The following is a 13,254-nucleotide window of genomic DNA, read 5'->3' as shown; positions in this document are numbered from 1 at the left end:
CGGGCGCAGGCGGCGCTTGTTCGCCGTTCACATGGCCAGAACCGGTGCCCGGCCTTCGCCGCGTGCCCCTCAGTGATCAGAAAGTTCCGCAACCCTATGTCTCAACGAAAGCTCTTCGTCACCACCGCCCTGCCGTATGCCAACGGCAACTTCCACATCGGCCACATCATGGAATACATCCAGGCCGACACCTGGGTGCGTGCGCAACGAATGCAGGGCAATGCGGTCAACTTTGTGGGTGCCGATGACGCCCATGGCGCGCCCATCATGATTGCTGCTGAAAAGGCGGGCAAGACGCCCCAGCAGTTCGTGGCCGACATCGCTGCGGGCCGCAAGCAGTATCTCGACGGTTTTCACATCGCCTTCGACAACTGGAGCAACACCGACAGCCCCGAAAACCACGAGCTGTCCAAGCAGATCTACCTCGACCTGAAGAAGGCCGGGTTCATCGAGACGCGCACCATCGAGCAGTTCTTCGACCCCGAGAAGAACATGTTCCTGCCCGACCGCTTCATCAAGGGCGAGTGCCCGCGCTGCCATGCCAAGGACCAGTACGGCGACAACTGCGAGGTCTGCAGCTCGGTCTATGCGCCCACCGATCTGATCAACCCCTACTCCGCACTCTCGGGCGCCAAGCCCGTAATGAAGAGCTCCGAGCACTTCTTCTTCAAGCTCTCCGACCCTCGCGCCGTTGCGTTTCTGACCGAGTGGACGCAGGACGGCCAGCACGTGCAGCCCGAGGTGGCCGCCAAGATCAAGGAATGGTTCGGCGTGCGCACCAACCCGGACGGCACGACCAGCGAAGGCCTGGATGACTGGGACATCAGCCGCGATGCACCCTACTTCGGCATCGAGATTCCCGACGCACCCGGCAAATACTTCTATGTGTGGCTGGACGCGCCCGTCGGGTACCTGGCCTCGCTCAAGAACCTTCTGAACCAGCGGGGCGAAGACTATGACGCCTACATGGCAGACCCCGATCTGGAACAGTACCACTTCATTGGCAAGGACATCATCACCTTCCATACGCTGTTCTGGCCCGCCATGCTCAAGTTCAGCGGCCGCAAGACGCCGACCCGAATCTGCGTGCACGGATTCATGACCGTCAACAACGGCGAGAAGATGAGCAAGAGCCGTGGCACCGGCCTCGATCCACTCAAGTATTTGAGCCTGCAGATGAACCCCGAGTGGCTGCGCTACTACCTGGGCGCCAAGCTCAACGGCAAGAACGAAGACATCGACTTCAATCCCGAAGACTTCATGCTGCGCGTCAACTCCGACCTGATCGGCAAGTACGTGAACATTGCCAGCCGCGCTGCAGGCTTTTTGACCAAGCGCTTTGAAGGCAAGCTGGGTACCGTGAGCGAAGACGGCGCTGCCCTGCTGGCGGCGCTGCGCGAACAAAAGGACGCCATCGTGGCGGCCTACGAAACCCGTGATACTGCCCGCGCCGCGCGGGAAATCATGCTGCTGTGCGACAAGGTCAACAGCTATGTGGATGCCAACAAGCCCTGGGAGCTGGCCAAGAAGGAAGGCATGGAGGCGCGCCTGCACGATGTGTGCACGACCTGCATCGAAGCCTTCCGCATTCTGACCATCTACCTCAAGCCCATCCTGCCCGGCGTGGCTGCCGAAGTGGCCAACTTCCTCATCGTGCCACCCGAGACCTTTGCCGATGTGGCCAAGCCACTCGGCCAGGGCCACCAGATTGGCGAATACAAGCACCTGATGCAGCGCGTCGATCCCAAGCAGCTCGAAGCACTGTTTGAGGCTCCAGCCGGCCAGGCCGCTCCGGCTGCCGAAGTTCCTGCCAAAGCCAAGAAGGCCGAGAAAAAGGCCGAAGCGGTGATCGACCCCAACGCCCCCGGTGGAGAGCCGCTGGCCGAAACCATCGGCATCGACGACTTTGCGAAGATTGACCTGCGCATTGCCAAGATTCTGGAATGCCAGGCGGTAGAAGGCTCGACCAAGCTGCTGCAACTGACGCTGGATGTGGGCGAGAAAGACGACAACGGCCATCCCAGGACGCGCAACGTGTTCAGCGGCATCAGCAGCATGTACCAGCCCGAACAACTGGTCGGCAAGCTGACGGTGATGGTTGCCAACCTCGCGCCGCGCAAGATGAAGTTCGGCCTGTCCGAAGGGATGGTGCTGGCGGCCAGCCATGCGGATGAAAAGGCCAACCCCGGCATCTATGTGCTGGAGCCCTTCCCCGGCGCCACACCCGGCATGCGCATCCATTGATGACGCAGCACCGTTCATCGGCCAAGCCTCTGCGCCACGCGGCTGCAGGGGCTTTTTCAATGCCGCATCGCCCCAAGGCGGAAGGCAGCTGTTGGAGAGCCTGCGGCGCTGCGCGGTGGACATGCCTGGGAGCTCTTCTTCTGTGCACGGCATTGTCTGGCTGTACGGTAGTGGCGGTGGGAGCCGCTGCAGTCGGCGTGGCAGCGGATGTGGCAATCGGCACGGCCAAGCTGGCTGGCAAGGGCGTAGGCGCCGCCTATGGCGCAATGACCGATGACAAGCCGGACAACAGCGGCATCTCCATCAAATACCGCGAAAGCGATCCCAACCACCCTTACCAGCCCGGCCCCGGTGCGAGCAATTCGCGCCCACCCGAAGAAGCATTGCCGTAGGCCTTAGAACGTGTTTACGATCTCTACGCAGCCGCGTTGGAGTGCAATCGGGATGAGTTCGAAGCGATGGGCCGCAGCTTGCACCGGGGTGCAAGCAAGGGCGAGCGCGCAGAAATCGCCCGATTTCACTCCAACCCAGAGGGACAGTGGGTTTGGGGGCGCCCCGCAAAAAGCCACTGTCGCGGCGCGAGGAGATCGTAAATACGTCCTTAGACAGGCACCGCCTCCTGCGGAACCGGCCATTCCTCTCCGGCGTACTCGTTGTCCGGCACTACCTCTCCGGTGCACAGACGGTGGCCCCAGGTCTCGATCTGTACACGCACCGAGGCCGGCAGGTCACCGCGCAGTTGCAGGCGCACCAGGGCGGGATCTTCCAGACCAAAGCGCCGCTTCCTGCCCAGCGCCAACTCGCCGCGCGCAAAGTCGGCTAGAGCACGGAAAATGGCCTCGCCCGAATCGGCCACTGCCGAGGCCACGAACACCTGCGGGTCGCGCGCCACCCAATCGAGCACATTGCCGATCTGCGCCATGCCGCGCGCACGGCAGGCTGCCGTTGCGCCGCTGCGGCCACCGTCAATCATGGCAAACATCACGTCGGCACCCGCATCCGCCATGGTGTGGACGCACAGTTCGGCCAGTTGCGGCTGGTGCTGGTGGCCGCAGAACTGCGTCAAGAGCCGTCCCTGCCAGCCTACGACGCGCAGGCCATGCGCATAGGCTGCCCGGCCCTGGAGGCCGGGGCGCACACGCTCGCCCGAGAAATGCGCGGCCACGCCAGAGCGGCTGTACAGCGCCGCCAGCACGCCGGCCAGAAACGCGGATTGTTCCTGCTGCACCTCGTAGCACGCCACCTGCGGCGCCTGCAGGCTGCCCTGGGTGATGGCAAAACGCTGACTGGGCCAGCGTTGCAGCGCACGCGCAACCGGCACATCGCCTTGCCCACCATGGGCCACGATCAGATCAAACCCTTGCGCGCACAACTGCTCCACCGCTGCCGTGCGCGCGGCTTCGTCGCGCGGCGCAATCCACAAAGGCGTGACATCGTGGCCGGCAGCCAGGGCGCGCTGCACACCTTGCAATCCGGCTTCGTTGAAACTGCCTTGCCCCTGCGGGCCGAACAAGGCAACGGCCACGCGGGGGCGGCGAGCCAGAAAGTTCATAATGTCGCTCCCGTCGCCCGGGCCACACTGCCCCAGGCCTGTGATTGATCCTGCACCAGGCGGGCAAACGCCTGTGCGTCCAGCGGCGGTTGTACAAAACCCTGTGCAGCCAAGCTTTGGCGCACAGCGGTATCGGTCAGCGCCCGCTGCAGCGCAGTCCCCAGGCGCTGCGCCACCGGCTCGGGCAGGCCTGCCGGTGCCGACAGACCCACATAGTTGTCGGCCACCAACTGCGGCAAGCCCAGTTCAGCCACTGTGGGCACTTCGCTCGCCTGCGGCACACGCTGCACCGCCGTTACCGCCAGCAGCCGCACGCGGCCCTCGCGGGCGAGCGGCAGGTTCTGCGGCAATGCGTCAATGGCCAGCGAAATGTGGCCCGCCAGCAGGTCCGAGCGCATGGGCCCTGCTCCCCGGTAAGGCACGTGCGCCAATTGCAAGCCCTGCAGGCGTGCAAGCTCCGCTCCTACCAGATGCCCCACCGATGCCGCCCCGCCACTGCCATAGGGCACGGCCTGCGGCTGGCTGCGCAACCATTGCACCAATTCAGCAAAGCTGTGCACCGGCAGATCCTGCCGAACCACCAATGCCGTGGGAACCGAGCCGATATAGCCCAGGTGCGTGAAGCTGCGCGCGGCATCGTAGGGGGCCTGCGCGAGCAGGTGTGGCGAAATCGACAGCGCCGCCGAATTGGACAGCAGCAGCGTATAGCCATCAGGCGCACTGCGCGCCACGGCCTGAGCGCCCAGTGTGGAGCCCGCACCGGGCCGGTTGTCGATGACAACCGGCTGGCCCAGTTGGGCCGACAACAGCGGCGCCAGCAGGCGCGCGGCGATGTCGCTGGCGCCACCGGGCGGAAATGTCACGACCAACCGGATCGGCTTGCGCGGCCACCCGGTCTCGGCAGCCTGCGCGATGCGCAGGGCGGGCAGCGCGGCCAGGGCGCCCATCAGCAAATGGCGGCGTTGGAGCATGAAAGGCAGATCCTCCTACGAAAGCCGTCATGCTACGAAGACCGTTGCCTCCACACAAACGCGAATTTCGGCTATCGATCTGCGAAAAACTTCGACCCACCCAGCGGTGTACACTGATTCAGCCATGTTCCACGCACCGATCCTGCCGCTGTCGCGCCGCAGGCGTTTCATCACCCGGCTGCACCATTGCGGCCCCCCGGCGAAGCTCTGAACCCCCGCTGTTTCAGTTCCACTTCTCCGGAGTTCAGATTGCACGTCCCTTTTTCATTCAGGCCGCGCCTCTTTGCGGCATTGCGCGGCTACGACCGCATCCGTTTTCTGCAGGACATGGGCGCCGGTCTCACGGTCGCCGTGGTCGCCCTGCCACTGGCCATGGCCTTTGCCATCGCCAGTGGCCTCAAACCCGAAGCGGGCCTCTTCACCGCCATCATTGCGGGTTTCCTGATTGCGCTGCTTGGTGGCAGCCGGGTACAGATCGGCGGGCCCGCTGGTGCCTTCATCGTCATCGTCTACGGCATCGTGCAACAGTATGGCGTGGCCAATCTGATCATTGCCACAGCACTGTCCGGCGTGCTGCTGTTCGTGATGGGGTTGCTGCGGCTGGGCACATTGGTTCGTTTCATTCCAGTGGCGGTCATCATCGGCTTCACCAACGGTATTGCGGTGCTGATTGCACTGTCGCAGGTCAAGGACTTCCTGGGCCTTTCCATATCCAAGATGCCGGGCGATTTCTTCGGCATCCTGGGAGCGCTGGGCAACCAACTGTCCACCATCAACCCGTGGGCGACCGGTGTGGCCGTGGTGTCGCTCGCCGTGGTCGTGTACTGGCAGCGTTGGCTGCCAGCGGCAGCAGGCAGGAATGCGGGCGTGCAGCGATGGGCTGCACGGCTTGCCCGGGTGCCCGGCTCCATTGTTGCGCTGGTACTGGCCACGGCCGTGGTGGCTGGCTTTGGACTGCCGGTGGAGACCATCGGCAGCCGTTTTGGCGGCATACCGGCGGCGCTGCCCGCATTCACGCTGCCTGCATTCAGCTGGGAATCGGCACGCTTTCTGCTGATGCCCACCATCACGCTGGCCTTGCTGGGTGCCATCGAGTCGCTGCTGTGCGCCCGCGTGGCCGACGGCATGATTGGCGACCGGCACGACCCCAACCAGGAGCTGATGGCCCAGGGCATTGCCAACTTCATCACACCCTTCTTCGGTGGCATGCCGGCCACCGGCACCATTGCGCGAACGGTGACCAATGTGAAAAGCGGTGCTACCAGCCCCATTGCTGGCATAGTGCATGCGCTGGCTCTGCTGTTGGTGATTCTGGTGGCCGCGCCGCTAGCAGGATCCATTCCGTTGGCCACGCTGGCCGCCATCCTGATGTTCGTGGCCTGGAACATGGGCGAATGGCGCGAGTTTGCGCGGCTCAGGACCTATCGCCTGCCTTATCGCATCACGCTGGTGTCGGTCTTCCTGCTGACCGTGGTGTTCGACCTCACGGTCGCCGTGGAGTTCGGCATCTTCGCAGCCTGCATCACCTTCATCTACCGTATCTCCAGCCTCTCGCGTGCCGAACGTCTGACGGCTGCCGAGCAGCCTTTGCTGGCGGGGCTGGATGAACAGATTCAGGTCTGGCGGCTCCATGGCGCCATTTTCTTTGGCGCAACCAAGCTGATCGAGTCGCTCGAAGACCATCTGCCCGCGCGGGCATTGGTAGTGGACCTGAAGAACGTGATCTACGTCGATTCGACCGGCGCCGAGGCGCTCGAAGCGCTCAGCAAGGCCTGCAACGCGCGGCAGGTAAGGCTCATTGTCTCGGGCCTGGTAGGCCAACCGCTCGATATTGCCCGGCGCACCGGCCTGTACGATCGGTTGCGGGCCGATCTGCAACCCGATGTGGCAAGCGCCACGGCCGCTGCCGTGGCGACCTGACGCCGCGCACCGGCAAAGGTGTCAGGTTATCTCCACCTGGCCTGCCCCGCCGGGCAGCGGTACCTTAGCGGTCCTGCAGCACCACAGTGCTGCCGCTGCGCACTACCCTGCCCTGCGCATCAAACACCACGGTGAACAGCATCTTGGTATTGGGCGGATCGATCCAGTTCCAGTCCCACTCGGCCTCGTTCTTGAGCGGGTAACTGGCGCGCTTGGCGGGCTGGCCCAGCAGCCGACGGATTTCCTGCTGGTCCATGCCAGGGCGCACCTTGGCAAAATAGTCCGGCGCCAGCACCTGGCGCAGTGCAGTCATCTTGCCATCCTTGCCGATGGTGATCATGTAGTTCTGTGCGCCCATGGGCTGGCGGGTGTATTCGAGCGTGTGCGAGCCGTCGGCTTCGTCCCAGATCTGGTTGGGCGGGCCAAATTTTTCGCGCACATCCTGTTCGGTCGAGACAAACTCCTCCAGTTCCTTGATGCGCTGTTGGTCACAGCCCACCAAAAACACGGTAGCGGCCACCGCGGCAGCGGCCATTGCAAGCTTGGTGACGAGGGACATGGTCAGGTTCGGTAGAATCGAGGGAAAGAGGTAAATATAAGCCATGTCATTCTTCCGCCGCCCCGACTACCAATCCGAAGTCACCCAGTTCATCAACACGCTCAAAGAGCAAAAGCCTTATCTGGAAGCTGGCCAACGCGAAGGCCGCTCGCTGCTGTGGGACAAGGACCTCGACCGCGAAGAGCAGGCTGATTTCAAGGCCAGCCGCGTGGCCCAGAAGCCCTACGTCTACCAGACCAACCACGACTGATCAGCGCAGGCTGTCGGCTGCAGCATTGCATGCCAGGCAGCAGCCAGCGCATGACTGGCAACTGCAATCAGCTCCTGTTTTGATAGCAAACAACATCTCGCATGTCAACTTCCGGCGATCTGGACACTGCTGATTCGGCCGCCGCTGCGGCCTCTGCCAGTGCCATGCCCGAGGTGGTGGACCAGGTTGCCCTGGCACGCCTGTACGGTGAGCCGTTGTTTGCGCTGCCCACCGATCTGTACATTCCGCCCGACGCGCTGGAGGTCTTTCTGGAGGCCTTTGAGGGCCCGCTCGACCTGCTGCTGTACCTGATCCGCAAGCAGAATTTCAACATTCTTGACATTCCGATGGTGGGTGTCACGCGCCAGTACCTGAGCTATGTGGACGAAATCCGCAGCCGCAACCTGGAACTGGCAGCCGAATACCTGTTGATGGCGGCGATGCTGATTGAGATCAAATCGCGCATGTTGCTGCCGCCCAAGAAGCAGGAAGGCAGCGACGAAGCGGAAGACCCCCGTGCCGAGCTGGTGCGGCGCCTGCTGGAATACGAGCAGATGAAACTGGCCGCCCAGGGCCTGGGCGCTGCCCCGCAGTACGGGCGCGACTTCATCAAGGCGCAGGTGTTCATCGAGCAGGCCCTGCAGCCGCGCTTTCCCGATGTACAGATCGACGAGCTGCAGGCGGCGTGGCGCGACATCCTCAAGCGCGCCAAGCTGGTGCAAAGCCACAAGATCACACGCGAAGAGCTGTCGGTGCGCGAATACATGAGCGCCATTCTCAAACGCCTGCAAGGCCGCCGCTTTGTGGAATTTGAAGACATCTTCGAGCCCGAAAAGGGTAGCACCGTACTGGTGGTGACCTTCATCGCGCTGCTGGAGCTGGCCAAAGAAACATTAATCGAGATCACGCAAGCGGAGGCCTTTGCGCCCATCTATGTGCGCCTGTCGTACACGCCTGTGTGAGCCATGCGCTTTTTTGTATAAAAGCACCCTGTAGCGCCCATTACAAAAGCGCTGAACGCTATACTTTTTAAGTACATTACGGAGATACCACCATGCCCCATCTGATCGTTGAGTACAGCAGCAATCTGGAAGGCTTTCCCGAAGCGCATGCGCTCGACGCGCTCAATGCCACCATCATCGCCACCGGCCAGGTGCAGTACGAGCAGGATCTGAAAAGCCGCACCATCCGTACCGAGCAGTTCGTCATCGGCAACGATCCCACTGCCCTGCGTGGTTTTGTGCATGCCGAGCTGCGCCTGCTGGCAGGCCGCACGCCCGAAGTGAAGCGCGACCTGTCCGAGCGCATTGCCGCCGTACTGCGCGAGCTCACGCCCCACCCTGAAGGCATGCTGGTACAACTGAGCGTCGATATTGTCGACATGGACCGCGCGGCTTATTACAAGGGCACGCTGTAAGCAGGCCTCTGCGCACACCTGCCAAGGCCGCACAAGCGGCCTTTTTTTCGCCCCATGGCAGAACGGGCGCTACAAAGCAGGGGTGTCTCCCTTTACCTGCGCCGGTATCCAGCCCCGCAGGCTGTTGATGAACGCCCAGGCCTGTACGCGCGGCACATCCGCAAGGCGGATCACGCCTTCCTCCACGCGGCCCGCATCCAGCGCCACGGCCCGCCCCACCCCCGGCAGCAGGCCACAATGCAGCGGCGGCGTGATCCAGCGCCCATCGATCTGTGCAGCGATGTTGCCGCGTGTGGTTTCGGTAATCTCGCCCGCCTCGTTCCACAGCACGGTATCAAACACCGCGCTGTCCTGCGGTGCCCAGCGTTCGTAGTGCGCGCGGCGGCTGGTCTTGAAGCGCACCCATTCACTGTGCGCCTCAGCCAGCGGAGCCCCCGCCCACTGCAGTTGCACCTGTGCGGCTGAAGGTGGGCAGGCAAAGGCTTCGCAGGTGAAAACGCCCTGCGCGCCCAGCAGCAGGCGCACTCGCCACAAACCTTGCGGATGCGCTTGCGCCACAGCTTGCAACGCGGCCTGCGCCTCTGCCAGGCTCCATGGATAGCCAAAGTGCGCGGCAGCGCCTGCCACGCGCTGCAGGTGGCGCTCCTGGTGGCGCAGCTCGCCCGCTTCCAGCGCCAGGGTCTCAATCAGATCAAATGCCATGCTGGCCCGCTCCAGAAAAGCCCGTTTGTGCCGCCATTCCCGCCATTCGCCCTCGGCAGTGGCGTCTGCCGTGATGGCGCTGCCAATGCCGCATTGCAGCTGCCCGCCGCCAAGCACCACCGTGCGAATCGGTACATTGAACGTCGCGCGGATTCCGCCTGCGCCATCGGGGCGCACCACGCCCAGCGCACCGCAGTACCATCCGCGCGGCCCACTCTCCATATCGGCAATCGCCTGCATCGCCGCCCGCTTGGGCGCGCCGGTGACCGAGCCACAGGGAAAGAGCGCCGTGAACACATCGAGCAGGCGCGTTCCCTCTGGCAGGCGTGCCCGCACATCCGATGTCATCTGCCACACCGTGGGCAGGGCCTGCAGCGCAAACAGCTGCGGCACCTGCACCGATCCCACTTCGGCCAAGCGCCCCAGGTCGTTGCGCAGCAAGTCGACAATCATCACATTCTCGGCCCGTTCCTTGATGGAGCTGCACAGTGCCTGGGCCTGCGCGGCATCCTGCTGCGGCGTCGGGCCGCGCGGGGCCGTGCCCTTCATTGGCCGGGTCAGGATATCGCCCGCACCGCCGGCTGGCCGGTGCCAGTCAAAAAACAATTCGGGCGACACTGACAGCACCTGCTCGCCACCCATGTCGATATGCAGGGCATAGCCGCCCGGCTGCGCGCGCTGCAAGGCGGCAAACAGCGCAGCGCCATCGCAAGCTGCGTCGCTGTGGCCTTGCAGCTGCTGCGTGTAGTTGATCTGGTAGTAGCGCCCGTCGGCAATGGCGCGGTGGATGTCGGCGATGCGCGCATCAAACGCATCGCGCGCCAGCGGGTTGTGCCAATGCAACGGCGACAGCAGCGGCGTAGCTGCCGAACTATGGGGCTGCTGCACCGCCTGCACGCTGGCTGCATCGCAAACGGCAAACCAGGCCAGCGGCCCGGGCCCGGGCTCGGCCGGAGCTTGGGTGGGCAGGTGGGGATCGAGGGCGCCGGCCGCCTCATAACGCAAGCCGCCAACACACCAGCAGCCCGCCAAAGCGGCCTGCTCCACTGCATGCAATACGGTGCGCAGCGAATCCGCGTCGTGCGCGCTCAGCACCCGCAAAGGCGCGCAAAAGGCCACCTGCAGACGCTCTACGTCGCCGTGCAGGGGCTGGCCCATATCGATCTGGGCAAAAAACGAAAGGCTCTGTTCCATGGTGGCGCCAGCATAGCGGCGCAACCATGTCCCTAGAGCGTGTTCATGGTCTGTGCACGGCGCTGCCCACACGCGCTTGCGTCACAATAGCGCTCCTGCTGTTCTCACCTCCCTCATCCGCGTGTCCACCCGCCGTGCCGTTTGCCCCCGATGCCTGCGCCCCCGGAGTGCCTGCATCTGTGCGCTGGCCCCATCGGTGCCGACAGACACGCAAGTGCTGATCCTGCAACACCCGTTGGAAGTGCATGAAGCCAAGGGCACGGCGCGCCTGCTGCACCTGAGCCTTCCCGCCAGCCAGTTGGTGGTGGCGGAGACATTTGACGAAGCCGAGCTGCAGCGCTGGCTGCACCAGCCCTGGGGCGCCAACGATGCGCCGCGCCAGGCGGTGTTGCTGTATCCGCAGACGCCCGGCGAGCCCGTTGCCAGTTTCTCCCCCGAAAACCCGCAAGCCCGGGCCATGCCATTGCGTCTGGTCGTCATCGACGGTACGTGGCGCAAAAGCCGCAAGATGCTGTATGCCAACCCACTGCTGGCACAGCTGCCGCGCCTGGCGCTGACCGATACAGAGCCCGCGGCCTACACCATCCGCAAGGCGCAGCAGGAGGGACAGCTGTCAACCATGGAGGCCGCAACGCATGCCCTGCAGGCACTGGAAGGCTGGCCTGCGCAGGCGTGGCAGCTCCAGGCACTGCAGCAATCCTTTGCCGGGCTGATTGCGCAACACCTGCGGTTGCGGGCCCCGCGCTGACTGGCGCGACCTGCCTCCCACGCGACAAGCACAGCGCGTATGCAAGCACGCACTCAGGGATACTGCGCCGCATAGCCCCCTGCTTTCCCCCCCTGTTTTCGGAGCTTTTGCATGCAGTTTTCCACCCTTTCGCTGGCCATAGCCGCCCTGTGCGCCGCAGGCCTGGCCCAGGCCGCCGCCCCATCTGTATCAGCCATACAACAGGCCAGCCACGCCAGCCTGCGCGAATGGATCGATGTGTTGGCGCTGCCCAATGATTCCAACGTGCCCGCCGATATCCAGAAGAACGCGGACTGGTTCAAGGCCGCGTTGGAAAAACGCGGTTTTATCGCCAAGCTGCTGCCCAACCAGGGCAAGCCCATGGTGCTGGCTACGCTGCCACCAGTGCCGGGTGCCACCAAGACCGTGCTCTTCTATGCCCACATGGATGGCCAGGCCGTCACCCCCGCCGAATGGCAGCAGGAGAGCCCCTGGAAGCCCGTGCTCAAGGAGCGCCAGGCCGATGGCGCCTGGAAGGAGATTGCACTCGACCAACTGTATGGCGCGCAGCCCAACCCCGAGTGGCGCGTATTCGGCAGGTCTTCGTCAGACGACAAGGCTCCCATCATCATGCTGATGGCCGCACTCGATGCCCTGAAGCAGCAGGGCCTGCCTCCCGCCACCAATATCAAGATCCTGCTCGATTCGGAAGAGGAAAAGGGTTCGCCCACGCTGGGCCAGGTCATCCAGGAACATCTGACCGATCTGCAGGCCGATGCCCTGCTGGTGCTCGACGGCCCCATGCACGCCAGCAACCGCCCAACCCTGGTGTTTGGCAATCGCGGCATTGCGCAGGCTACGCTCACGGTCTATGGCCCCAGCCAGGACCTGCACAGCGGCCACTATGGCAACTACGCCGCCAACCCCGCGTTCACGATGGCGCAGTTGCTCACCTCGATGAAGGCACCTGATGGTCGCGTACTGGTCAAGGGCTACTACGATGGCATCACGCTGGATGCGCAGACCCAGGCCGTGATGAAGGCGGTGCCCGACGATGAAGCCGCGCTGCGCAAGCGCCTGGGCATTGCGCAGGCGGAAAAGGTAGGCGCCAACTACCAGGAAGCCATGCAGTACCCCTCGCTCAATGTGCGCGGCCTGCAGATTGCCGACGTGGGCGCCAAGGCCCGTACCGTGGTGCCGGCACAGGCCGTTGCGGAACTCGACCTGCGCACCGTGCCCGAAACGCCACCCGAGCGCCTACAGCAGTTGCTCAAGGCCCATATCGAAGCGCAGGGTTTTCAGCTGGTGGATGGCGAGCCAACCGCAGCGCAGCGCGCGCAATACCCCAAGCTGGCCAGCCTGAAGATGGGGGGCGTGTCCGCATCGTCCACCGCCGTGCGCACCGATCTGGGCGCGCCCATCGGCAACTGGCTGCGCCAGGGCATGCAGCAGGCATGGGGTGAGACGCCTGTGCAGATCCGCATGATGGGCGGCACCGTGCCCACGGGCGCGGCGGTGCAGGCGCTGAAAGTACCATTCGTGATCGTTCCCATGGTCAACGCCGACAACAACCAGCACAGCAAGAACGAGAACATGCGCCTGGGCAATTATTTCGACGGCATCAAAAGCCTGACCTACATCCTGACCCAGCCCTGGCAGTGATATCTGGCAGTACGCCCGGCCAACGGGCTGGCTATCAGCAAAAGAGCCGCAGTATC

The 13,254-nt window shown here is 63.9% G+C and carries 12 protein-coding genes; 8 read left to right on the top strand and 4 right to left on the bottom strand.

Annotated features, from left to right (window positions below; all coding sequences use genetic code 11):
- The first annotated feature begins 96 nt into the window (after nt 1–96).
- Nucleotides 97–2,244, top strand: coding sequence for a methionine--tRNA ligase (metG, locus tag ACH2DG_RS06335; protein ID WP_395024879.1), 2,148 nt, complete (start codon nt 97–99; stop codon nt 2,242–2,244).
- Nucleotides 2,245–2,396: 152 nt separating this feature from the next.
- Entirely contained in the window at nt 2,397–2,636 is a 240-nt protein-coding gene (locus ACH2DG_RS06330; protein WP_395024878.1) for a hypothetical protein, read from the top strand.
- A 209-nt stretch (nt 2,637–2,845) separates the two neighbouring features.
- On the opposite strand, the gene ACH2DG_RS06325 is transcribed toward ACH2DG_RS06330, so the two are convergent.
- Nucleotides 2,846–3,796 (bottom strand): BMP family ABC transporter substrate-binding protein, encoded by a 951-nt coding sequence (locus ACH2DG_RS06325; RefSeq protein ID WP_395024876.1) that lies wholly within the window; start codon nt 3,794–3,796, stop codon nt 2,846–2,848.
- Nucleotides 3,793–4,767 carry a Bug family tripartite tricarboxylate transporter substrate binding protein gene (locus tag ACH2DG_RS06320; RefSeq protein ID WP_395024874.1) on the bottom strand — a complete coding sequence of 325 codons (975 nt, stop codon included), beginning with the start codon at nt 4,765–4,767 and terminating at the stop codon, nt 3,793–3,795. Before ACH2DG_RS06320 ends, ACH2DG_RS06325 begins: the two co-directional genes overlap by 4 nt.
- Nucleotides 4,768–5,016: 249 nt before the next feature.
- Here ACH2DG_RS06320 and ACH2DG_RS06315 point away from each other — a divergent pair, with 249 nt between their 5' ends.
- Nucleotides 5,017–6,687 carry a SulP family inorganic anion transporter gene (locus ACH2DG_RS06315; protein WP_395024873.1) on the top strand — a complete coding sequence of 557 codons (1,671 nt, stop codon included), beginning with the start codon at nt 5,017–5,019 and terminating at the stop codon, nt 6,685–6,687.
- Between the two features lie 64 nt (nt 6,688–6,751).
- On the opposite strand, the gene ACH2DG_RS06310 is transcribed toward ACH2DG_RS06315, so the two are convergent.
- Entirely contained in the window at nt 6,752–7,246 is a 495-nt protein-coding gene (locus ACH2DG_RS06310) for an outer membrane protein assembly factor BamE (RefSeq protein ID WP_224151482.1), read from the bottom strand.
- Between the two features lie 43 nt (nt 7,247–7,289).
- On the opposite strand from ACH2DG_RS06310, the gene ACH2DG_RS06305 reads away from it, so the two are divergent.
- The 3 genes from ACH2DG_RS06305 to ACH2DG_RS06295 all read left to right on the top strand — a co-directional run bounded on the left by ACH2DG_RS06305 (nt 7,290) and on the right by ACH2DG_RS06295 (nt 8,913).
- Nucleotides 7,290–7,496: a DUF3460 family protein gene (locus tag ACH2DG_RS06305; RefSeq protein ID WP_224151481.1), complete on the top strand. Its 207-nt coding sequence runs from the start codon at nt 7,290–7,292 to the stop codon at nt 7,494–7,496.
- Between the two features lie 164 nt (nt 7,497–7,660).
- On the top strand, nt 7,661–8,458 hold the full coding sequence (locus ACH2DG_RS06300; protein ID WP_224152577.1) for a ScpA family protein: 798 nt from the start codon (nt 7,661–7,663) through the stop codon (nt 8,456–8,458).
- A 92-nt stretch (nt 8,459–8,550) separates the two neighbouring features.
- Nucleotides 8,551–8,913 carry a 5-carboxymethyl-2-hydroxymuconate Delta-isomerase gene (locus tag ACH2DG_RS06295; RefSeq protein WP_395024871.1) on the top strand — a complete coding sequence of 121 codons (363 nt, stop codon included), beginning with the start codon at nt 8,551–8,553 and terminating at the stop codon, nt 8,911–8,913.
- 69 nt (nt 8,914–8,982) lie between these two features.
- Here ACH2DG_RS06295 and ACH2DG_RS06290 read toward each other — a convergent pair whose 3' ends face one another.
- Nucleotides 8,983–10,809, bottom strand: a complete 1,827-nt coding sequence (locus tag ACH2DG_RS06290; protein ID WP_395024870.1) for a chorismate-binding protein — start codon at nt 10,807–10,809, stop codon at nt 8,983–8,985.
- Between the two features lie 52 nt (nt 10,810–10,861).
- Between ACH2DG_RS06290 and ACH2DG_RS06285 the strand changes: the two genes are divergently transcribed.
- The gene (locus ACH2DG_RS06285; RefSeq protein WP_395024869.1) at nt 10,862–11,557 is read left to right on the top strand and encodes a tRNA-uridine aminocarboxypropyltransferase; all 696 of its coding nucleotides are present in this window, start codon (nt 10,862–10,864) and stop codon (nt 11,555–11,557) included.
- Nucleotides 11,558–11,668: 111 nt separating this feature from the next.
- On the top strand, nt 11,669–13,198 hold the full coding sequence (locus ACH2DG_RS06280) for a M20/M25/M40 family metallo-hydrolase (RefSeq protein ID WP_395024868.1): 1,530 nt from the start codon (nt 11,669–11,671) through the stop codon (nt 13,196–13,198).
- Nucleotides 13,199–13,254 lie beyond the last annotated feature (56 nt).

It is taken from the genome of Comamonas odontotermitis (genome assembly GCF_040396735.1).
In the GTDB taxonomy this organism is placed as follows: domain Bacteria; phylum Pseudomonadota; class Gammaproteobacteria; order Burkholderiales; family Burkholderiaceae_C; genus Comamonas; species Comamonas odontotermitis_C.
This window is presented reverse-complemented; position numbering and strand designations above follow the sequence as displayed.